At 70.8% G+C, this 19,843-nt stretch carries 22 protein-coding genes and 2 tRNA genes; 9 read left to right on the top strand and 15 right to left on the bottom strand.

The genetic code is table 11. The annotated features are described in order from the left end of the window. Window position 1: 1 nt before the first annotated feature. Together BKA14_RS23745 and BKA14_RS23740 are read left to right on the top strand one after the other, a co-directional pair. The gene (locus BKA14_RS23745) at window positions 2-1,042 is read left to right on the top strand and encodes an amidohydrolase family protein (RefSeq protein ID WP_184953083.1); all 1,041 of its coding nucleotides are present in this window, start codon (window positions 2-4) and stop codon (window positions 1,040-1,042) included. A 23-nt stretch (window positions 1,043-1,065) separates the two neighbouring features. Further along, window positions 1,066-1,236: a DUF5808 domain-containing protein gene (locus tag BKA14_RS23740; RefSeq protein WP_184953082.1), complete on the top strand. Its 171-nt coding sequence runs from the start codon at window positions 1,066-1,068 to the stop codon at window positions 1,234-1,236. A gap of 157 nt (window positions 1,237-1,393) precedes the next feature. Here the strand turns inward: BKA14_RS23740 and BKA14_RS23735 are convergent, their stop codons facing one another. Then, entirely contained in the window at window positions 1,394-2,395 is a 1,002-nt protein-coding gene (locus tag BKA14_RS23735) for an NAD(P)H-dependent glycerol-3-phosphate dehydrogenase (RefSeq protein ID WP_184953081.1), read from the bottom strand. A gap of 66 nt (window positions 2,396-2,461) precedes the next feature. Then, on the bottom strand, window positions 2,462-3,028 hold the full coding sequence (locus BKA14_RS23730; RefSeq protein WP_184953080.1) for a TetR/AcrR family transcriptional regulator: 567 nt from the start codon (window positions 3,026-3,028) through the stop codon (window positions 2,462-2,464). 87 nt (window positions 3,029-3,115) lie between these two features. On the opposite strand from BKA14_RS23730, the gene BKA14_RS23725 reads away from it, so the two are divergent. After that, window positions 3,116-4,099, top strand: a complete 984-nt coding sequence (locus tag BKA14_RS23725; RefSeq protein ID WP_184953079.1) for an NAD-dependent epimerase/dehydratase family protein — start codon at window positions 3,116-3,118, stop codon at window positions 4,097-4,099. On the opposite strand, the gene BKA14_RS23720 is transcribed toward BKA14_RS23725, so the two are convergent. The 8 genes from BKA14_RS23720 to BKA14_RS23690 all read right to left on the bottom strand — a co-directional run bounded on the left by BKA14_RS23720 (window position 4,045) and on the right by BKA14_RS23690 (window position 10,175). Further along, the gene (locus BKA14_RS23720; RefSeq protein ID WP_184953078.1) at window positions 4,045-4,665 is read right to left on the bottom strand and encodes a Uma2 family endonuclease; all 621 of its coding nucleotides are present in this window, start codon (window positions 4,663-4,665) and stop codon (window positions 4,045-4,047) included. The genes BKA14_RS23725 and BKA14_RS23720 overlap by 55 nt on opposite strands. Before the next feature lie 216 nt (window positions 4,666-4,881). Next, a tRNA-Ile gene (locus BKA14_RS23715) sits at window positions 4,882-4,955 on the bottom strand. 79 nt (window positions 4,956-5,034) lie between these two features. Further along, complete coding sequence (locus tag BKA14_RS23710; protein WP_184953077.1) at window positions 5,035-6,297, bottom strand: NAD(P)/FAD-dependent oxidoreductase; 1,263 nt, start codon at window positions 6,295-6,297, stop codon at window positions 5,035-5,037. Between the two features lie 84 nt (window positions 6,298-6,381). After that, entirely contained in the window at window positions 6,382-7,491 is a 1,110-nt protein-coding gene (locus BKA14_RS23705; protein ID WP_184953076.1) for an alpha/beta hydrolase family protein, read from the bottom strand. 101 nt (window positions 7,492-7,592) lie between these two features. After that, on the bottom strand, window positions 7,593-8,309 hold the full coding sequence (locus BKA14_RS23700; RefSeq protein ID WP_184956920.1) for a chitinase: 717 nt from the start codon (window positions 8,307-8,309) through the stop codon (window positions 7,593-7,595). Window positions 8,310-8,311: 2 nt separating this feature from the next. Then, window positions 8,312-8,446 (bottom strand): hypothetical protein, encoded by a 135-nt coding sequence (locus BKA14_RS44300; protein WP_260416573.1) that lies wholly within the window; start codon window positions 8,444-8,446, stop codon window positions 8,312-8,314. A gap of 47 nt (window positions 8,447-8,493) precedes the next feature. Then, complete coding sequence (locus tag BKA14_RS23695) at window positions 8,494-9,681, bottom strand: beta-1,3-glucanase family protein (protein WP_184953075.1); 1,188 nt, start codon at window positions 9,679-9,681, stop codon at window positions 8,494-8,496. 421 nt (window positions 9,682-10,102) lie between these two features. Then, window positions 10,103-10,175, bottom strand: a tRNA-Asn gene (locus BKA14_RS23690). A gap of 189 nt (window positions 10,176-10,364) precedes the next feature. Here BKA14_RS23690 and BKA14_RS23685 point away from each other — a divergent pair. Beyond that, window positions 10,365-10,670, top strand: coding sequence for a hypothetical protein (locus BKA14_RS23685; protein WP_184953074.1), 306 nt, complete (start codon window positions 10,365-10,367; stop codon window positions 10,668-10,670). A gap of 71 nt (window positions 10,671-10,741) precedes the next feature. Here the strand turns inward: BKA14_RS23685 and BKA14_RS23680 are convergent, their stop codons facing one another. The 3 genes from BKA14_RS23680 to BKA14_RS23670 all read right to left on the bottom strand — a co-directional run bounded on the left by BKA14_RS23680 (window position 10,742) and on the right by BKA14_RS23670 (window position 13,905). Then, window positions 10,742-11,746, bottom strand: coding sequence for a sugar phosphate isomerase/epimerase family protein (locus tag BKA14_RS23680; RefSeq protein ID WP_184953073.1), 1,005 nt, complete (start codon window positions 11,744-11,746; stop codon window positions 10,742-10,744). Between the two features lie 157 nt (window positions 11,747-11,903). Beyond that, complete coding sequence (locus BKA14_RS23675; protein ID WP_239092722.1) at window positions 11,904-12,746, bottom strand: sugar phosphate isomerase/epimerase family protein; 843 nt, start codon at window positions 12,744-12,746, stop codon at window positions 11,904-11,906. A 514-nt stretch (window positions 12,747-13,260) separates the two neighbouring features. Beyond that, window positions 13,261-13,905 (bottom strand): response regulator, encoded by a 645-nt coding sequence (locus tag BKA14_RS23670; protein WP_184953071.1) that lies wholly within the window; start codon window positions 13,903-13,905, stop codon window positions 13,261-13,263. 144 nt (window positions 13,906-14,049) lie between these two features. On the opposite strand from BKA14_RS23670, the gene BKA14_RS23665 reads away from it, so the two are divergent. From BKA14_RS23665 to BKA14_RS23645, 5 genes are all read left to right on the top strand, one after another. Further along, window positions 14,050-15,639, top strand: coding sequence for a GAF domain-containing sensor histidine kinase (locus BKA14_RS23665; RefSeq protein ID WP_184956919.1), 1,590 nt, complete (start codon window positions 14,050-14,052; stop codon window positions 15,637-15,639). A gap of 53 nt (window positions 15,640-15,692) precedes the next feature. Next, entirely contained in the window at window positions 15,693-16,640 is a 948-nt protein-coding gene (locus BKA14_RS23660; RefSeq protein ID WP_184953070.1) for an Acg family FMN-binding oxidoreductase, read from the top strand. Between the two features lie 3 nt (window positions 16,641-16,643). Beyond that, window positions 16,644-17,600, top strand: coding sequence for an Acg family FMN-binding oxidoreductase (locus tag BKA14_RS23655; RefSeq protein ID WP_184953069.1), 957 nt, complete (start codon window positions 16,644-16,646; stop codon window positions 17,598-17,600). A 287-nt stretch (window positions 17,601-17,887) separates the two neighbouring features. Further along, window positions 17,888-18,205 (top strand): hypothetical protein, encoded by a 318-nt coding sequence (locus BKA14_RS23650; RefSeq protein WP_184953068.1) that lies wholly within the window; start codon window positions 17,888-17,890, stop codon window positions 18,203-18,205. Beyond that, on the top strand, window positions 18,202-18,456 hold the full coding sequence (locus tag BKA14_RS23645) for a hypothetical protein (RefSeq protein ID WP_184953067.1): 255 nt from the start codon (window positions 18,202-18,204) through the stop codon (window positions 18,454-18,456). Before BKA14_RS23650 ends, BKA14_RS23645 begins: the two co-directional genes overlap by 4 nt. 37 nt (window positions 18,457-18,493) lie before the next feature. Here BKA14_RS23645 and BKA14_RS23640 read toward each other — a convergent pair whose 3' ends face one another. Then, window positions 18,494-19,027 (bottom strand): DinB family protein, encoded by a 534-nt coding sequence (locus BKA14_RS23640; protein ID WP_184953066.1) that lies wholly within the window; start codon window positions 19,025-19,027, stop codon window positions 18,494-18,496. A gap of 91 nt (window positions 19,028-19,118) precedes the next feature. Then, window positions 19,119-19,676, bottom strand: a complete 558-nt coding sequence (locus tag BKA14_RS23635; protein WP_184953065.1) for a DoxX family protein — start codon at window positions 19,674-19,676, stop codon at window positions 19,119-19,121. Window positions 19,677-19,843: the final 167 nt, after the last annotated feature.

Raw genomic sequence — 19,843 nt, 5'->3', positions numbered from 1 at the left:
GGTGACGGTACGCATCCGGGGTTTCGCGCTTCCCGAGGCCGAGCCGATCGACCTGTACGCCGACGGGGACCGCTGGACGACCGATCCGGTGCCGCACGCGGACCTGGTCGCCGAGGGCTGGTTGCTGCCCGGCCTGGTCGACGCGCACACGCACCCCGGCGCGCAAGAGCTCGGCCGGCCGCTCGACGACGCCATCCTGCGCGACGACCTGCGGGCGCATCTGGCCGCCGGGGTCACGTTGATCCGCGCGCCGGGCCTGGCCGGGGACCCGCCCGAGTGGTTCGGCCGCGACGAGGACACCCCACGGGCCCTGCACGCGGGGGAGTGGATCGCCCAGCACGGGCAGTTCTTCCCCGGCTGGGGCCGTCGCCCCGACCCCGCCGACCTGCCCCGGATCGCCGCCGCGCAGGCCGCCCGTACGGGATGGGCCAAGGTTGTCATCGACTGGAAGTACGGCGACGACGTGCTCCCGGTGGACATCCTGCGCGAGGCGGTCACCCGCGTGCACGCGGCGGGCGGGCGGCTCGCGGTGCACTCGCAGCACGCCGCCGGGGGCGCGGTCGCCGTCGAGGCCGGGGTCGACTCGATCGAACACGGCATGTGCCTCGACCCGGACCTGCTGTCCACGATGGCCGAACAGGGCACCGCGCTGACCCCCACCCTGTCCGTGATCACCGGCTCGCTGGCCCGCAAGCAGCAGGACCCGGACACCCCCGGCCGGTCCTGGTACGTGTCCGGTGCCACCGCCCATCCGGGCCTGGTCGCCGCCGCGGTCGAGGCCGGCGTCACCATCCTGGCCGGCACCGACTCCCGCCCGCACGGCCGCATCACCGACGAGATCCGGGCGCTGGTGGCCGCCGGTGTCCCACCCCACGAGGCACTGGGCGCGGCCTCGTGGAAAGCCCGGTCCTATTTGGGCTTCGCGGGCCTGACTGCCGGCGCCCCGGCCGACGCGGTAGTCCTGGACGCCGACCCTCGCCTCGACCTCGGCGCGCTGAGCCGTCCCCGAGCGGTGATCGTCCGCGGCCGGCGCGTCGCCTGACCGTGCGCGCGCATACTGGGCAGATGTGGTTCTACTCGGACCCGCGAGATCCCCGCTTGTTCGTGCCGCGCCGCTCCGGCCTGGGCCTGACGCTCAACTTCGCCCACCCCGCGACCCGCTGGGTTCTGACGGGCCTGTTCGCGGCCATGGCCCTGATCGCGATTCTGGCCACCTTGCTGGAGGCCCGGCAGTAAGTTTCTCCGCCCGGCTGAGCTCCGCACCCGCGACGCAGTTTCGGCGGCGCCGCCCCCGACCAGGTGAAAGCCGCCGGGGATCGCGCCGCGAGCGGCACCAGCAACGCCGCGGTGCTCGGCTCGATCACCGTCTGACCAGCGGCCCGGCGCGCTCTCGTCACCCGGGTTCGGACTCGTGGCCGGCCGGATGTGAGCGCAGCAGCCCCTCGTAGGCCCGCTCGGCGGTGATGTCGCCGGTGATGACGCGGTGGATCGTACGGGTGATCGGCATCGCCAACTCGTGCTGATCGGCCAGTTGCACCGCCGCGTGCACGGTCTTGACCCCCTCGGCCACCTGCCCCATCTCGGCCAGGATGTCGTCCAGGCTGCGCCCCCGCCCGAGCTGCTCACCCACGTACCGGTTGCGGCTGTGCGGGCTGATGCACGTCGCCACCAGGTCACCCATGCCGGCCAGCCCGGCCAGCGTGGTCGGTTCACCGCCCATCGCGACCGCCAGCGTCGTCAGCTCGGCCAGCCCCCGTGAGATCACCCCGGCCCGCGTGTTGTCCCCGACACCCAGCCCCTGGGCGATGCCCGTAGCAATGGCCACGACGTTCTTCAACGCCCCGCCGACCTCGCACCCGATCACGTCATGGTTGGTGTAGACCCGCAACAGCCCGCGCCGGAACACCCGCTGGATCTCGGTGGCCACGGTGAGATCCTCGGTCGCGATCACGGTCGCCGCCGCCATCCCCGCCATGATCTCCTTGGCCAGGTTGGGCCCGGTGAGCGCCGCAGCCGGATGCCCCGGCAGCACGTCTTTGATCACTTCGCTCATCCGCAGCAGCGAGTCGCGTTCCAGCCCTTTGCTGAGGCTCACCACCGGAATCCACGGGTGCAGATCAGCCCGTACGCGTTCCAGCGTGCCGCGAAACGCCCCCGTGGGCACCCCCACGACGAGCAGTTCCGCGTGTCCCGCCGCCTCACTCAGATCCGCGGTGGCCCGCAACCGTTCCGGCAGCGTGAACCCCTGCAGATACCGCTCATTGGTGTGCTTGGCGTTGATTTCGTCCGCGACCACCGGATCCCGTGCCCAGATCAACGACTCATGATCCCGCCGAGTCAACACCGCCGCGACCGTGGTGCCCCACGACCCCGCCCCCAGCACAGTGATCCGCATGCTTTCCCCTTCCACCGGGTGTGCACTGACAATACGCAGAGCACCCCCGCGGACCGGGTCTCTTGTTCAGCCGGTGGGGAGGATCGCGATGAGTTCTTCGAGGATCTCGTCGGCGTCGGTATGCCACTTGTCCCGGGTGAGTTGACCGCTGGCTTCCATGCCGATGACGCCGTGCACTCCCGCGATGAGCATCGCCCCGTAGAGATGAGCCCGGGTGTCACCGACGAGCTCTTCGAGAACGGCGACGAACGGGCCCTGGCTGCGCCCGGCCGCCCGGAGCACCTCGGGACCGGCCGGTGGTTTGTGCATCAGCCGGTACAGGTGCGGCTGTTTGCGGCCGATCACAAGGATCCCGTTGAGCATTTCCCTCAGCTTCTGGTGCGCCGACAGGTCGGGGACGGCACCGAGAGTCACGGCCTGATCCGCCAGTCGTTCCCACGCCTCGGCGGCGATCGCGGTGAGCAGCCTCTTCTTGTCGTCGAAGTGCCGGTAGGGCGCGCCCCGGCTGACTCCGGCTCGCGCACCCACTTCGCGCAGCGTCACTGCCTCCGGGCCGCCCTCGTCCAGCAGGGCAGCTGCCGCGTCCAGCAACGAACGGCGGGTGGCGGCGGCGGACTCCGTGCGACTCGTCACGGCACCACCTTACCCAGTTGACAATGTCATCCGAGATGCCGCACGCTCATACAGATGACAACGTCAACTGAACGCGGGAGCGATGATATGGACGTTTTCCTGACCGGCGGATCCGGATCGACCGGCGGCACGGTCATCCGCCGCCTCGTGGCCGACGGGCACACTGTTCACGCTCTCGCCCGCTCGGCGAGCGCCGCGAAGACGGTCACCGCGGCTGGCGCCCAGCCGATCCCGGGCGACTTGACCGACCTCGGCCCGACCGCAGGGACGCCCGCCTGGCTGAGCGTCCTGGCCGAGGTCGACGCCGTGGTCCACGCGGCGGCCCACATGGAGTTCTGGGGTCCGGACCAGCTCTTCGTCGACCGCAACCTGGTGCCGACGCGTGCCCTCTACCAGGCCGCCGTGGCCGCACACGTCAAACGCTTCGTGCTGCTTTCGGCCGCAAGCGTCTCCACCGGCGACAACCACGCAGTCACCGTGAACGAGGACTCACCGATCGGCAAACCCAACATCGCTTACAGCCGTGTCAAACTCCGCACCGAGCAGGAACTGCTCGCGTTGCCCCACGGCGAAACCGCATTGGTCGTCCTCCGCCCACCCTTCATCTGGGGGCCGAACATGGCCAACCTGCAGGGTTTCGTCGACTCGGTCGAGGCCGGCCGCTTCTCCTGGATCGACGGCGGGCAGCACAAGGTCGACTTCTGTCACGTGGAGAACCTCGCGCACGCCATCACCCTCGCGGCCACCCGCGGCGAGCACGGCCTCGTCTGCTACATCACCGACGACGACCCGCGGCCGGCCCGGGAGTTCTTCGTGCCGCTGCTCGCCACCCGAGGCGTCGACGTCAGCAAAGCCGGTAGCTTCCCCCGGGCGCTGGCCTCGCCGGTCGCCACCCTCCTGGAAACCGTCGCCAAGGCGAGGCGCAGCACCACCCCGCCCCCGATCACCCACTGGATCGTCTCCTTCATGGGCCGCGACCGCGTCTACGACATCACCCGCGCCCGGACCCGCCTCGGCTACCGCCCCGTGATCACCGTGGAGGAGGGCCTCCGCCGGCTGGCTGAAGCCTGAACGCCGTGGTCGGCCGCATCGGTGAGGCGAAAGGCGTGAGGCTCAGCCGAGGTGGTCTCCGGGGCTGGTCTGCAGCAGCCAAGCCAATGGCATCTTCGCGCGTTCGGCATAGGCAGCGTTTGAGCGTCATCGCGGTCGACGACCCAGTACTGGGGGATCCCGGCGGTGGCGTACTCGCGGCGCTTGGTGACCTCATCCATCGCCTCCGAGCCCGGCGAGACGATTTCGACGACGAGGAGGAGGTCGGCGACCGACAACCAGACGGCGCGTGACGGAGTCTTGCCCACACGCTGATATCCGGGATTCGGCCCCCTCCCGACCTGCGCCCGGCACGCGGATACCGGCAACCTGCGGTATCTGCTCGGCCGGCCAGCCGGCCCTGAGCAGCCATGCGAAAAGCGGCTGGCGAGCTGCGCGTGCTCCGAGTCCGTGGGCGGCCTGACGGACAGCACTCCCTCGGGGCTGGTCTCGTAACGGTGGCCGTTCGGATCTGAGGCGTTCATCGCCGCCAGGTCATCGAGCGTCACCATGGCGGGCATGTGCACGCCAACGGTCTCCGCGCTCATGCGCCCATCGTACGAGACTGCACAGCGCTCATGCGGTATCCGCTCACCGGTGAAGTGCAGCTGAGGACGACGTACGCATCCCCCGGGATCGACGCCCTGGTGGCCCGACACGCTTCCTCGTACGGAAACGGCGCAGCCCCGGACGGCCTGGTGCCGACGCACCCAGCGCTCGCACCGTAACGTGGACTCCGGGGGCGCCCCCGGGTAAGTACTGCGTGGGGCGGGCGGGACTCGAACCCGCGACCGAGGGATTATGAGTCCCCTGCTCTAACCCACTGAGCTACCGCCCCTTACCGGCGGCGATCCTAACCCGTGCCGTGTAGTCGCAGCCAGCGATCTCCCGTGCCGAGGCCAGGGAAGACCGACGAATCAGGCGTGGACGTGGGTTCCCAGCCAGGAAAGCACAGCCCCCGCTGTGCGCCAGCCGCCGGCCAGGGCGCCCTGGATGGAGGGGCTGTCGCGGTGGTCGCCTGCGATGAACAGGCCGTCGCCCAGGTCGACCGGTTTGCGGAGGTTGTGCTGGGGGACGCGCGCCGACGGGAGGGCGTTGGGGATGTTGACGACTTCCAGCAGCTCCCAGTCATCGGTCGGCACCCCGTACAGGCGGGACAATTCCACCCGGATCACCGTCTCGGAGGCCGAGGACGGGGCTGACACCCCCACCACGGACGCCGCGATCAGGGACTTGCCGCTGGGTGCGTACTCGGGCGCCGCGTTGGACAGGACGATCGTGTTCGCGATGATTTCGCGCCGGTCGCCGTCGAGCAGCAGGGTGGGCTCGTCGATGGGCGCCTGGTCGGCCCCGAAGTAGAAGGTGGTCAGGCCGTGCATGTCGGGCCGGGGCAGTTGCGGCAGCAGCTCCGACGCGGCGACGGGGTCGGTCGCGACGATCACGGCCCGGCAGTGCAGCTCGCCGCCTTCGGTGACGACCACGCCGGGGGCGACGGAGAGGGTGGCCGCCCCGATGAGCAGCTGCGGGTAGGGCAGGGGGCCGGCGATGGCCGCGGGCAGGGCCGCCATGCCGGCCGCGGGCACCCCCATCCGGCCGCGCGCGAACGACCGCAGGATCATCGCGAACACGTGACTGGACGTGTCGAGCGAGCGGTCGCCGAAGACCCCGGACAGGAACGGCCGCATGACCTCTTCGATCATCCGGTGGGACAGGCCGGCTTTGCGCAGCATTTCCTGCGTCGTCGTCTCGCGGGCCTGGAGCAGGCGGGACGCGGGCAGGGTGGCGCATTTGGTGGCGAGCGCGGCGAATTTCAGGCGGTCGCTGAGCGTGCCGACCCCGGAGGTCAGGGTCTGCGCGGCGGCGAGGGGTTCGCGCACCGGGTTCTCCAGCCGGTGCAGCTCGCCGCCTCGCCGCACGAGCACGCCGGGTGTGAAGTAGCGCAGGTCGAGCGCGTCCACGTCGACCAGCGCGGGCAGCCGCGGGTAGGCCGTGTTGATGACTTGGAAGCCCCGGTCGAAGTGCCAGCCGTCCACGACGTCGGTGGTGACCCGGCCGCCGATCCGGTCGGAGGCCTCCACCAGCAGCCATTCCACGCCCGCGCGGTCGAGCCGGCGGGCAGCGGAGAGTCCGGCGAGTCCGCCGCCGACGATGACGACGTCCACCTCAACGGGCTGCGACACGGGCACCTCACAAGGGGACGAACAAGGCAGGCCCAGCCTAACGGCGACGGCTGGTCACGGCAGGGAGAAAGACGAAGACGCCGTTCACGGCAGGTACTTCACCTCCGGGAAGCGGCGGGTCGGCCCGTCCAGCAGGCGCTGTTCGCGGCCTCGCAGGTGCTCGTCGAAGAACGCAAGCGGGTAGGCCTGGCCGATACGTACCGCGCGGCCCGGGTCGAGCGTCCCGATCCAGCCCCGCAGCTCGTCGTTGCTCATCCCGACCACTTTCGCCAGCTGCGGCATCAACACCTGCAGGTCCCCGTACGAGGAATGCACTGCGCCTTCGGCCCGGACGTCCAGGCGCCAGCCGTGCAGCTGGGTCCAGAACCGCGCCACGGCCGGGTCGGTGGCTCGGGGGAACTCGGCCGTCATCAGCATGAACGGCCGGTCGATGTGTCCGCTCAACGCCGGCAGCATGGGCCCGTCGATGGCCAGCCCCGCCTTGACCCGGGGGTCGGTCAGCAGCACCCGTGCGGTCGCCGTGCCGCCCTTGGACCAGCCGAACATCCCGATCCGGCTGGTGTCGACGGCCCCGGCCAGCCCGTGCGGCAGCCGCGCGAGCCGGCCCACCACGAACCGGGCGTCCTGCGCGTAGTCCTCCGGCACGGCGGACTGCTCGGTGGGCGTCACGATGCGCCCGTCGGGCAGCCGGCTGTAGGCGTCGCCCAGGTGATCGATCGCGATCACCACATAGCCGTGGCTGGCCAGCTGCTGGACCATCGTCGAGTGTTCGTTGCGATGCCCACCCGCGCCGTGCGAGAAGATCAGGACCGGTAGACCTTTTCCCGTACGGCGGACAGGCGCGCCCACGTGTCCGTAGGTGAGCGGGGTCAGCACCGTGTCGGCCGCGTACCCGGCGTCCACCAGGTAGGTCCGCAGCAGGTCGGGCTCCATCCACGGCGCCCGTGGGTACCGGCCGGTGTCGCGGGCCGGATACCAGACCCCGGCCATCAGTTCCCGGTGCCCGGCCTGCCCGGTGAAGGGGTCGGGCCGGGACCGGTCCACCAGGTTCAGCGTCACCGTTCCCACTTCGTACGGGCCGGTCGGCCGGGGCAGAGTGAGCCGTGGCGGAGCTGCGGTGGCCGGGACGGTGGTGCTGCCGATGGCGGCGACGGCGAGCGTGCCGGTGAGCAGAGTGCGGCGGCTGATCGACATGGAACCTCCCCTGTTCGGTATGCGCTGAGCGTATACACCGAGAGTATAGTTGTCGACGGCATAAGGGGCCGCCCGGCGCCGGGCGGCCCCTCGGTCAAGGGTCAGCAGGACAGATTGCCGCCCGGGTCCACCCCGAGAATCTGGGCGAACCGCTGGTAGGCGTCGATCCGGCTCTGCACCTGGGCCGGGTTGCCGCCGTTGCACTCGAGCGCGCCGTTGATGCTGCGGATCGTCTCGCCGAACCCGGCGCCGCTGGTGATGGCGGCGTGCGGAGTCAACGAACCCGGCCCGGTCTGTGTCATCCAGTACCAGAGGCCGGTCTGCCAGGCCACCGACGCGTCGTTCTTGACCAGGTCGGGCTGGTTGAGCAGGTCGATGCCGAGTGCGTCACCGGCCGCCTTGTAGTTGAAGTTCCAGCTCAGCTGGATCGGGCCGCGCCCGTGGTAGGCGTCCTGCCCGGCCGGGCACCCGTACGGCTGGGCACTGTCGCAGTAGAGCGGCCAGTTGGCCTGGTTGAGCTCCTCGACGTGGACCAGCCCGCCCGACTCGTGGTTGATGTTGGCCAGGAACGCCGCGGCCTCCCGCTTCTGCACGTCCTCGCCGCCGGTGCCGGTGAACTCCGGATACTTGTTCATGGCGTCGACCAGACCCGCGTACGAGTAGAAGTCGATCCGGTTGGGGAACATCTGCTGGAACTGGGCCTCGGAGACCGGCAGGGTGGCCGCCGAGGCGCCCGTGCTCGGGAGCACGGCGGCGAGGCCGGCGGTGACGGCCACGGCGAGGGCGCCGGCCGCGGCCAGAAGACGATGACGCTTCATGCTCACGCTCCGATGGTCAGGTCGACGCAGGGGTAGAACGCCATGGCGGTGCCGGCGCCGTTCCGGCGGGCGCCGACGGTCAGGGCGGCCACGGTGTCGCCGACGGTCAGCGCCGGCCGGGCCAAAGCTCGTTTCATGGGGAAGAACTCCTTCGTTCTGATGGGCGTTCGAGGACGCCGGGGGCTCAGTTGAAGGGCGAGAGGGTGATGGCGATCGACGCCGGGTCGCCGCTGTGCACCAGCGACTCCTGGTTGGCGACGTCGTCGAAGGCGAACGCGTACGCCTTGCCGTCCACCATGTTTTCGTGGATCAACTTGCCGTACAGGTTGGCCGGGCTGCTCCGGTAGAACGTGCCCGGATCGGTGCTGGGCTCGACGTCCTGCGTGCCCAGGGTGCCGCGGAACAGCGCCGCGCACAGGCTGCGCGCGATCGGGCCGACGACCAGGTCGTTGGGCGCGCCGAGGTTGCCGTCGCAGCCCCACACGTTCGACGAGGTGGGCTTCGTGAAGCGGGCCACCTGCGCCCCGGTCGCGTCGGTGAAGGTCATGACGTCACCGCTCGTGCGGCCGGTGAAGACCTTGTCGGGCTGCTCGGCGAACGGCTTGACCGTGAGGTCCTTGCTCGCGTACGCGTCCCAGGCCCGGTCGATGGAGCCGCCCAGGTAATCGGGGTCGAAGCCGCCGGCGTCGGCGCCCTTGCCCGGGGCCAGCACCCGCAGCACGGTGCCGTCGCCGCGGGTCTGGATCAGCTTGGCGAACTCGGGGTCGGCCCGTAGCCCTTCGACGACGGCGTCGTGCCCGCCCGGCTTGAGCTCGCCGGTCTTCGAGGTCTGCCCGTCCGAGCCGGTCACGCTGACCGCGTGCGGCACGGCGAACATGTCCACCTGCGAGCTGTTCAGCCACACGCCGGAGTCGTTGTAGGTGAACTCGCTCCAGTCGAAGAGCACGTCGCGGCTGGGGTCGCCGCCGGCCCAGGGTGCGGGCTGCACGAGGCCGCCGTCCGGCGAGATGCGGAAGTCGAGCTTGTCGCCGAACGCCATGTACATGCGCCCGGACAACCCCTTGGGCACCTGGATGGTCTTGCTGGCGCCGCTGGCCGGTCCGGCGATCGACACGTCGGGCGCCGGTACGGGCGGGCTTCCGCCGGCGGGCCACGCGGTGAACGTGCCGCCCTCGCTGACGTAGCCGAGCTTGCCGCCCGACTCGCCGAGCACGTAGAGGTTCACGGCCTCGCTACGGCCGGAGTCGTTCGTGACGGTCAGGGGGAGCAGGTCGGGCCCGGCCGCGCTGGCGGACGGCACGACCGCGGCGACCCCGGCGACGGCGACGGCCGCCACACCCAGTCCGAGCAGGGATTTGCGATGCAGACGCATAGGCACTCCACGGTCCGGCCCCCGGATGGCGCAGGCCCGGCGCTGCCGGAAGGGATCCCGCACCGGCCGGAACGCTTCGGGGGCGGACACAGAAGGGGGACGCATCCCGGCCGTCACGCTCCGTGCAACCAGAGCGCTCTCGAAACACCCTTCCCCGCCCCGTACGGCCATGTCAATCGACCTTGGTCGCTCCGTAGCACACATCCCAAGCGTCGCAAATCGGGGACGTTCTAGCAGGTCAGAGGGATGCGATAGACGATCGGGAAAGAATGTTGACGAAAGGGCAACGCCTACGCGCGCTCACCTTAAGTGCGCCACCATGCGTCACCGACGCACCGTGGGGTCTGGGGGCTCGGCCCCCAGGTGAGAAACAGAGTGAGGCCCCGGTTCGCGCAGTTGGCGAACAGGGGCCTCCGACTCGCTCCCCCGATTGGACTCGAACCAATAACCTGCCGGTTAACAGCCGGCTGCTCTGCCAATTGAGCTACAGGGGATTGCTGCTGACACCGTGGCTTCCCTCGGTGCCGGAGAACAGAGTACATGACGGGTGGGCCGGAGCGCGAAGGGGTTCCCCGGCACGCCGTCGTCAGGGGAAAGGCCGACGGCAGGTATACGAAACCGGCAGCATGGGTATGCACGGTGCAGCGACGCACGCGCGTCATCGAACGGAAGGAGCCGCCATCATGCGCGGAAAGCTGATGTTCATCACCGGTCTCGCGGCGGGCTTCGTCCTGGGCAGCCGTGCCGGCCGGGAGAAGTACGAGGAGATCCGGTCGAACGCCAAGAAGGTGTGGGAGCACCCCTCGGTGCAGGAAGCCGCTGGTGTCGCCCAGGCGCAGGCCAACAAGCTCTACAGCGAGAGCAAGGACAAGCTGCAGTCGTCCAAGCTCGGCGAGAAGCTGCACGTCACCGGAGACGACTCCAGCACCACCACGGAGCCGCTGGCCACGTCGGCCAGCAAGCCGTCGTCGACCGGCACGACGTACTGACCGGCGCACAACAAAGGCTCTGGGGCCGCCCTCAACGTCGAGGGCGGCCCCAGCCTTGTGCGAAAAGGCGGTCAGGAGTTGGACGAGAAGGCCGCGTCGAAGGCCGCCGACGGGGCGTCGAAGGCCAGGCGGCGGACGAACTGCAGGGCCTCGGGCGCGCCGACCAGGCGGTCCATGCCGGCGTCCTCCCACTCGATCGAGATCGGCCCGTCGTAGCCGATCGCGTTGAGCGCCCGGAAGCAGTCCTCCCACGGCACGTCGCCGTGCCCGGTGGAGACGAAGTCCCACCCGCGGCGCAGGTCGGCCCAGGGCAGGTGCGAGCTGAGCCGGCCGCGCCGCCCGTCGCCCGTACGCACCTTGGCGTCCTTGCAGTCGACGTGGTAGATCCGGTCCTTGAACTCCAGGATGAAGTTGACCGGGTCGAGGTCCTGCCAGACGAAGTGCGACGGGTCCCAGTTGAGCCCGAAGGCGGGCCGGTTGCCGATGGCGTCCAGCGTGCGGCGGGTGGTCCAGTAGTCGTACGCGATCTCGCTCGGGTGCACCTCGTGGGCGAAGCGCACGCCGACCTCGTCGAACACGTCGAGGATGGGGTTCCAGCGGTCGGCGAAGTCCTGATAGCCGCGCTCGATCATCGACTCGGGCGTGGGCGGGAACATCGCAACCGTGTGCCAGATCGACGAGCCGGTGAAGCCGATGACGGTCTTGACGCCCAGCTTGGCGGCGGCCCGCGCGGTGTCCTTCATGCGCTCGGCGGCCCGCTGCCGTACTCCTTCGGGGTCGCCGTCGCCCCAGATGTCGGCGGGCAGGATGTCTTTGTGGCGCTCGTCGATGAGGTCGCACACGGCCTGGCCGACCAGGTGATTGCTGATCGCGTAGACCTTCAGGTTGTACTTGGCGAGTTGCTCGCGCTTGCGGTCGACGTAGTCGGGTTCGGCGAGCGCCCGGTCGACCTCGAAGTGATCACCCCAGCAGGCGATCTCCAGGCCGTCGTAGCCCCACTCGGAGGTGAGCCGGCAGACCTCGTCGAAGGGTAGGTCGGCCCACTGGCCGGTGAAGAGCGTGATGGGTCGCGCCATGATTTCTCCCTCGGAACGGAACAGCACTGGGTGGGCGGCGAGGGAAGGCCGCCCTGGCGGCACGGCCGACGAAGGGGCGTCACGACCGGGGCAGGTTTGCGCCTCCCGCACCCGGCCCGCCCGTCACGGCAGTGCCAGGACCGACACTAGACGAGTTTCAGCGCGCGGGGCAGGGCTCATTTTCCGGCGCGAGGCCCAGGGCGGCCAGCTCGGCCAGCAGGTAGGCCAGGTCGCCGGCGATCTGTTCCACCGTGGCGCCGCGGCTCATCAGCGTGAGATTTTCGGTGAGCGGGCCGGACCGGCCGAACAGCTGCTGCAGCCCGTCGCGCCAGGCCCCGGTGGTCGAGCCGGCCACCGCGGTCAGCCGGACCTCGACGATCGCCAGCCCGGCGTCGGTGAGGGTCTCGATGCCCGCGGCCGGGTCGGGCCAGTTGCGCGCGACGTGGCCCAGGTCGAGACAGACGCCCAACCTGTCCTTGTCGATGCGGCTGAGCCCGGCCACCGTCTGCTCCGGGTCGTCGAGCACGAGGCCGGGGGCGGGCTGGAAGCCGACCCGCACGGCGCGGCCGTTCTGCCAGGCCAGGTCGGCCAGCCCGTGCGACAGGCGGCGCAGGATGCCGAGGGCGGCCTTCTCCTCCGCCTCGGCGTAGCCCTCGCGCCGGCCGATGCCGATGGTGCTGACCGTGCCGCGGACGGTGTCCTCGTCGAGCAGGTCGAGCAGGATGCGGGCCAGGTCGAGCGTGTATTCGCGGCGAGCGGGCTCCGTCCAGCCGGGGGTCTCGCCGCCGCCCTCGTCGAAGGGCGCGCCGCTCAACGTGACGACCTCGAGCCTGCGGGCGTCGAGCTCGGCACGAAGCCGGGTGCGGGCGCGGCTCTCGACGGCGAGGGCGGCGGCGAGCGAGGGGGGAAGCCAGAGGCTCACGCCGAGGGCGTCGGCGCCGAGCCGCGCGCGCACGGCGCCGTACATGTCGAGCTGCGAGACGATCACCGGTAGATTCACCGGTGTCTCGGCGGGGGTTGGGCTGAGCTCGCAGGAAAGGTGCACGATGCGGCCGGAGGGGTGTCTCAGCCGCATCGTTGTCCTCCCCGAGCAAGAGAGCCGGCGCATCTGCACGTGCATCGGCACGTGCTCACTGATCCAGTATGGACCATGCGGCGGCCTGTGCTCGACGCGCGCGTGGCGGGCTTGCGCGGTGCCATGTCGCCTCCATCCCTGCAGTCACCTGCCCTCGGATACGAGAGTCATGCGTCTGCGGGATCAGCGGCGTACGCGCCGTGCGACGCGATGACCGGGGCGAACATGATCGACGAAGGCCGATTCAATAGGTAGGTCTCGATCGGTAAGGGCAGGGTGACCTGCCGGTAGGACCGTCAAGGCAGCGGCCGCGACGGTTCCACCGGACCCGATCGATGTGCACCATGTGAATATTCGGGCGCGCACGAGACGATCTCTCGTGCGACCGCACTGGATCTTCAGCCGTGCGGATGCCCCCGAGCGTGTGCCGTACTCGATCTCAGCCGTGCGGATGCTCCCCCAGCAGCCGGGTGGCCAGCACGGCCGCCTGGGTGCGGCGCTCCAGACCCAGCTTGGCCAGCATGCTCGACACGTAGTTCTTGACCGTCTTCTCGGCCAGGAACATGCGGCCGGCGATCTCCCGGTTGGTCAGGCCCTCGGCCACGAACTCGAGGATCCGGCGCTCCTGATCGGTCAGCGCGGCCAGCTCGCGCGGCTGCTCCACCCCGTTGCGAATGCGCTCGAGCACCCGCTGAGTCACCGCCGGATCGAGCAGCGACTGCCCCTGCGCGACCCGTTCGACCGCGTCGACCAGGTCGGTGCCGCGGATCTGCTTGAGCACGTACCCCGACGCACCCGCCATGATCGCGGCGAACAGCGCCTCGTCGTCCTCGTACGAGGTCAGGATCAGCCCCCGGATCGACGAGTCGACCGCCCGCACGTCGCGGCACACGTCGATGCCGTTGCCGTCGGGCAGCCGCGCGTCCAGGATCGCCACGTCGGGCTTCAGGGCCGGGATGCGCCGGGCCGCCTCCTGAGCGGAACCGGACTCGCCGACCACCTCGATGCCGCCACCGGACTGCAGCAGGTCGACGAGGCCGCGGCGGACCACCTCGTGGTCGTCGAGGAGGAAGACTCGGATCATGCGCTGTTCCTATCGCGTACGGACGGCCTGGTCCTAGGGTCTGAAGTCCCGCCACCGTAACCTTGGGCCGTGGCGGAGCAGAAGAAGCCCGAACTCGGCCTGAGTCCCCTTTCCCGCGTACGCCTCGACGAGCTCCTGCAGGAGATGCTGGACCGGGTGGGCGAGGTGATGACCAGCCGGGAACGCCTGCGCGCGCTGCTCGACGCCGTGGTCGGCATCGGCACCGACCTCGACCTGCGCAGCACCCTGCAACGCATCGTCGAGTCGGCCTGCGCGCTGGCCGGCGCCCGCTACGGCGCGCTCGGGGTGATCGGCGCCGACCGCACCCAGCTGTCCGACTTCATCACCCACGGCATCGACCCCGCGACGCACGCCGCGATCGGGGACCTGCCGCACGGCCGGGGCGTGCTCGGGTTGCTCATCACCGACCCGCACCCGGTCCGGCTGCCCGACATCACCGAACACCCTTTCTCGTACGGGTTCCCGCCGCACCACCCGCCGATGCACAGCTTCCTGGGCGTGCCCGTCCGGATCCGCGACCACGTTTTCGGCAACCTCTACCTGGCCGAGAAGCAGGGCGCGACCGAGTTCAGCCAGGACGACGAGGAGATCGTGGTGGCCCTGGCCGCTGCCGCGGGCGTGGCGATCGACAACGCGCGGCTGTTCACCCTGGCCCAGCGGCGCGAACGCTGGCTCGCGGCCACGGCCGAGATCACCGGGGTGCTGCTGGGGACCGTCCGCCGTACGGAAGCTCTGCAGTTGATCGCCCGGCGCGCCCGCGAAGTGTCCGGCGCCGCGCTCGTGCTGGTGCTGCTGCACCACGACTCCTCTTACCGCATCGAAGTCGCCGACAGCGACGACCCGGCGTGGACCCGGCTGGCCGGGAAGCAGGTCGCCGTGGACTTCGACGGCTACCAGGTGCTGGACGACCTGCGCGCGGTCGCCGACTGGCCGGCCCCGGTGCCCGCCGGCCCGGCCGTGGTGGCCCCGCTGGCCGGGGCCGACTCCCCGCACGGCCTGCTGATCGTGAGCCAGGCCCCGGGCCAGCCGGTCGCCGACGACGACGCGGTGCTGCTGTCGACCTTCGCCGGGCAGGCCGCGCTCGCCCTTGAACGCGCCCGCGCCCAGGAGGAACGCGAACTGCTGGCCGTGCTGGCCGACCGCGAACGCATCGCCCGCGACCTGCACGACGTCGTCATCCAGCGGCTGTTCGCGACCGGCATGCAGCTGCAAGGGGCCGCCCTGCAGCAGTCGCGCGACGAGACCGTACGGCGGATCAACACCACGGTCGACGACCTGGACGAGACGATCCGCGACATCCGGCGGTCGATCTTCGAGCTGCGCGCACCGGCCGGGCCGTCGCTGCGGGCGTCGCTGCGCGAGACGGCCGAGGCGGCCGCGCTCGGTTTCCGGCCCACCCTCGACACGAGCGGTCCCGTCGACAGCGCGATCCCCGACGACATCGTGCCCGAGCTGCTGGCCGTGCTGAGCGAGGCGCTGTCGAACGTGGCCCGGCACGCCAAGGCGACGAGCGTACGGGTCTCGGTCCGGGCCGCCGGCGGTGAAGTGATCTTGCAGGTCTCCGACGACGGGGTCGGCCTCCCGCCCGGCGCGGCCCGCGGCGGCCTCGTCAACATGGCCGAACGAGCCCACGACCTGGGTGGATCCTTCGACGCCGGCCCCGGCCCGGACGGCGGGACGGTGCTCACCTGGCAGGTGCCGATCTCCTCGTGAGACGGGACTTTCGGCCCTGAACGGGCGGGGGTCGCCGGCCGCACGCTTGTCCCATGACACCGCTCGAGCAAGCCGCCCAGGCCGCGCTGCACGCCCCGTCCGTCTTCAACACCCAGCCGTGGCGCTGGCGGATCGACGGCGACACGATGGAGCTCCACGCCGACGAGTCGCGCCGGCTCGAGATCACCGACCGCGACGGCCGGCTGCTGCTCCTGAGCCTCGGCGCCGCCCTGCACCACGCCCGGACCGCGCTGGCCGCGGCCGGCTGGTCCTGCACCGTGGAGCGGCTGACCGGTCCCGGCCCGGTGGCCCGCATCCAGCTCGGCGCCCCCGTGCCGCCCGCGCCCGACGCTCGGCGGCTGGCCGAGGCGATTCCGCAGCGCCGCACCGACCGGCGGCCCTTCGGTTCCCGTACGGTCACCGACGCCGAACTGACCCGGCTGCGCCTGCTGGTCGAGGCGAACGGCGCCTACCTGCACGTGGTGCCGGCCGACCAGGTTCCCGCACTGGCGATCTCGGCTCAACTGGCCGGCGACGCCGAACTCGGCGACCCCTTCTACCGTGACGAGCTGCGCGAATGGACCCACCGCCCGGTGGCCGCGGGCGACGGCGTGCCGGCCGGCACCGCGGTGGAGCCGGGTCTGCGCCGGGTTCCCGTACGGGACTTCGCCCCCGACGACACCCCCGGGCTCGCCGTCGGCGCCGACCACGACCAAGGTGCCGCGTACGTGATCCTCTTCGGCCGCGGCGACGAACACCTCGACCTGCTGCGCGGCGGCGAGGCCCTCTCCGCCCTGCTGCTCGCCGCGACCGCCGACGGCCTGGCCACGGCCCCGCTCACCGACGCCGTCGAAGTCACCTGGCCCCGGCTGCTCGTGCGTGGCCTGCTGGCCGACCTGGGCGAGCCGTACGTGGTGGTGCGGCTCGGTTACAGCGCCTCGGCCACGCCGCTGCCGCCCCGCCCCCGGCGCGTCGCCGCCGACGTGATCGTCAACGGTTGAGTCATGGCCCGCTACGGCGAGGACGACCTGCTGCACGCGGCCGCGGCCGGCATCCACGCACCCTCCCTGCACAACACGCAGCCGTGGCAGTTCCGCCTGCGCGCCGGCGCCGTCGAGATCCTCGCCGACCCGTCCCGCCGGCTGACCGTGGCCGACCACACCGGCTGGGCCACCCGCCTCGCGCTCGGCGCGGCCACGTTCAACGCCCGTCTGGCCCTCGCGGTGCGGGGCCGGCCCGCCACCGTCACGCTGCGCCCCGACCGGGCCGACCCCGACCTGATGGCCCGCTTGACCCCGGCCCGTACCCGGCCCCCCACGTACGCCGAGAGCGCCCTGCACGCCGCGATCCCGCGCCGCCGCAGCCATCGCGCCCCGTTCTGGCCCGACCCCGTGCCCGCCGAGGCCCGCCGCCGCATCATCGACGCCGCCCGCGCCGAGAACGCCTGGCTCGACCTGCTCGTCGGCATGACCTCCGTGGCCGGCTTCGCCGAGATCGCCCGCAGCGCCGACCGCGTCCTGCGCCGCGACACCCGCTACCAGACCGAAATGGCCGGCTGGACCCACGCCGACACCGCCCCCGACGGCGTGCCCGCCACCGCCGGCGCCCCCGCCCCCGAACCCCAGGACCTGCTGCCGCAGCGCTCGTTCGCCGGCCGCCGCCGCGCCCCCGGCCGCGACTACGAGCCGGAACCCCTGGTCGCCGTCCTGAGCACGGCAGGCGACCGCCCCACCGACCAACTGCTGGCGGGCCAGGCCCTGCAACACATCCTGCTCACCGTCACGGACGCCGGCCTGGCTGCGTCGATGATCAGCCAGCCCATCGAGGTCCCGGCCGCCCGCGACCAGCTACGCCGTTCCCTGCGCGGCTCCGGCCACCCCCAGCTGACCTTACGCATCGGCTACGGCCACCCCGGCCCAGCCACGCCCCGCCGCGCCGTCGCCGACGCCATCATCAGGTGACGGTGCGCCTGGCCGACGGTTGCTAGTTTCGGCAATGTGGACGGACGCGCTGTACGGGCGACCCCATGACCAGCCGCCGGCGGAGATCCCCCGGTGGTGATGGGCCGAGGCCGCGGCCGCACCGGGCGGACGATGTGGCAGCGGCTCAGGAGTCGGTCGCGTCCGTCTCGCGTGCCGGGCGATCAACTCCGAGCACACGATCGGTTCGTGACTTCGCCCTGTTCTCGCGAACCGGCAAGTTGTCGAATCGAGCGGTCGTCGACCAAGGCGCCGGGCTTCCGCGCACCATGGAGACCGTCCAGAACCACGCCGAGCTGGCCGGTGTCGACTTCCGAGGAGCCACGGTCGAGATCGTGCACCACCCGGATGACATCGCTTATCTGGATTTCCAAGGGGTTGTAGCCAGAACTGACTCCCTCGGCGTTCAGCTCGGGCCGGCCGCTTTTCAGGACGCGGAGACGTTGGTACGTACGCTCGGCCACGAGAGCGTGCACGTCCGGCAATACCAGGAGGGCCGGATCGACTCCGTGACGGGACCGCTGGAGGATGAGGCGTACGCCGCCGAGGAGGGCTTCGTCGCGATGTGGAGGAGGAACCGCGGATGACCCGGCTCATCGTCGAAGGTCTTCACCGCCTTTCGAGCCGGCCCTGGCTCTTTGTCACGGGCCGGTTGGAAGGCGACGCACTGCGTATCGGGGATGATTTGTCTCTGGAGGGAGACATCTCGCAGCCTGCCGTGACCGTGCGTGCGATCGAGTTGCACGGACCTCCCGGCAGAACCACCGTCGCCGTCGACGGCGTTGGTGCCGCGGTAATCGGTCAGGGCGCTGTGCTGGTGCGTCCCGACGAGGCGTAAGACCTCACCCGCCAGGGCCGAACCCCGGAGATCCTCGCTATTGTCCCGTGCGGCCGTCGATGCACTCGCGTAGCAGGTCGGCGTGTCCGCAGTGTCGTGCGTACTCCTCGATCATGTGGATCAGGATGTCGCGGACGCTGACGTCGTCGCCCCACGGTGTGCGGATCACCGTTCCCGGGTCGGGCCGCCCGTCGAGCCACGCGTCGGCCGCCGCGATCTGCTCACGCCACCGGGCGAACGCGTCCTCGATCACCACCGGGTCGCCGGTCGCCTCGTTGAAGTCGACGTCGTGGTCGTCGGCCGTCCAGAACAGGCGGGGCACGTCGCCGTGGCCCTGCAGGCAGCGGTGGAACCAGTTGTGCTCGACGCGGGCCATGTGCCGGACCAGGCCGAGCAGGCTCATCGTCGACGGCGGCACCGACCGCCGGGCCAGCTGCTCGGGGTCGAGGCCTTCGCATTTGAGGCCCAGGGTGAGCCGATAGTTCGTCAGGTACTCCCGGATGACTTCCAGCTCGTCCACTGGTGCGTTCTGCGTCCGCGGATCCTGTTCGGCGGGTACCCACATCGTCATGGCTTCCACCCTGGCCGACACTGCTGCCTCTGCGCCATCCGAATAGGGGAACGCGAAAGGCCCGGCCGGTCGGCCGGGCCTCGGGACGGGTTCAGATCAGCCAGCGGTTCTTCTGGACGAGGGGGAGCTTGGCCCACCGGCGGCCGAGGCCCCAGGTGTGCCCGGCGTATGTGAGGGTCAGCGCGATCGCGGCGACCGCGTAGATGAAGTGGTAGTCGACCACCGGGTTGCTCGAGCCGCCGGCCAGGGGCCACTCGGCCAGCCACATGAGCAGCATCATCGCGGTGGCGCCGACGGCGGCCAGGCGCAGGCCGATGCCGCCGACGAGGGCGACGCCGATTGCCAGCATGCCGAGCATGAAGCTCCAGTTGGCCCAGCCGGCCCCGGCGATGGAGTGGAAGAAGCCCTGCAACGGCCCGGCCTCGACGCTGCTGAGGAAGCCTTTGGTCGGTGAGCCGCCGTTGATCCAGGCTCGCTCCCACGGGGTCGAGTAGCCCAGTCCGAAGGTCTTGTCCAGGAATGCCCAGAGGAAGACGAACCCGAGCGAGATCCGGGTGACGGCCAGGGCTTTCGCGGCGGTCCGGGTGAGCATGGCGCCCGGCGCCTCGACGGTTTCGAGGTGTGCCGCGGTCTGGCGGATGGTGGTCATCTCTGCCTCCTTCATCGTCATCTCTCACTTCTGAGATTCCTCCTGGTGGGGGCGGCGCACCCGGGCCGTCGATCCCGACCTGCCGGGACCAAGGTCCCGTCCGCCGGGGAGTGACCGGGGTCACCGGAAGGCGATCAAGCGGGTACCGTACGTAGGCGAACGGAGGC

Origin of the sequence: Paractinoplanes abujensis (assembly GCF_014204895.1) — a bacterium.
GTDB lineage: Bacteria > Actinomycetota > Actinomycetes > Mycobacteriales > Micromonosporaceae > Actinoplanes > Actinoplanes abujensis.
Note: the sequence above shows the minus strand (reverse complement) of the source record. Positions and strands in the feature narration are given on the sequence as shown.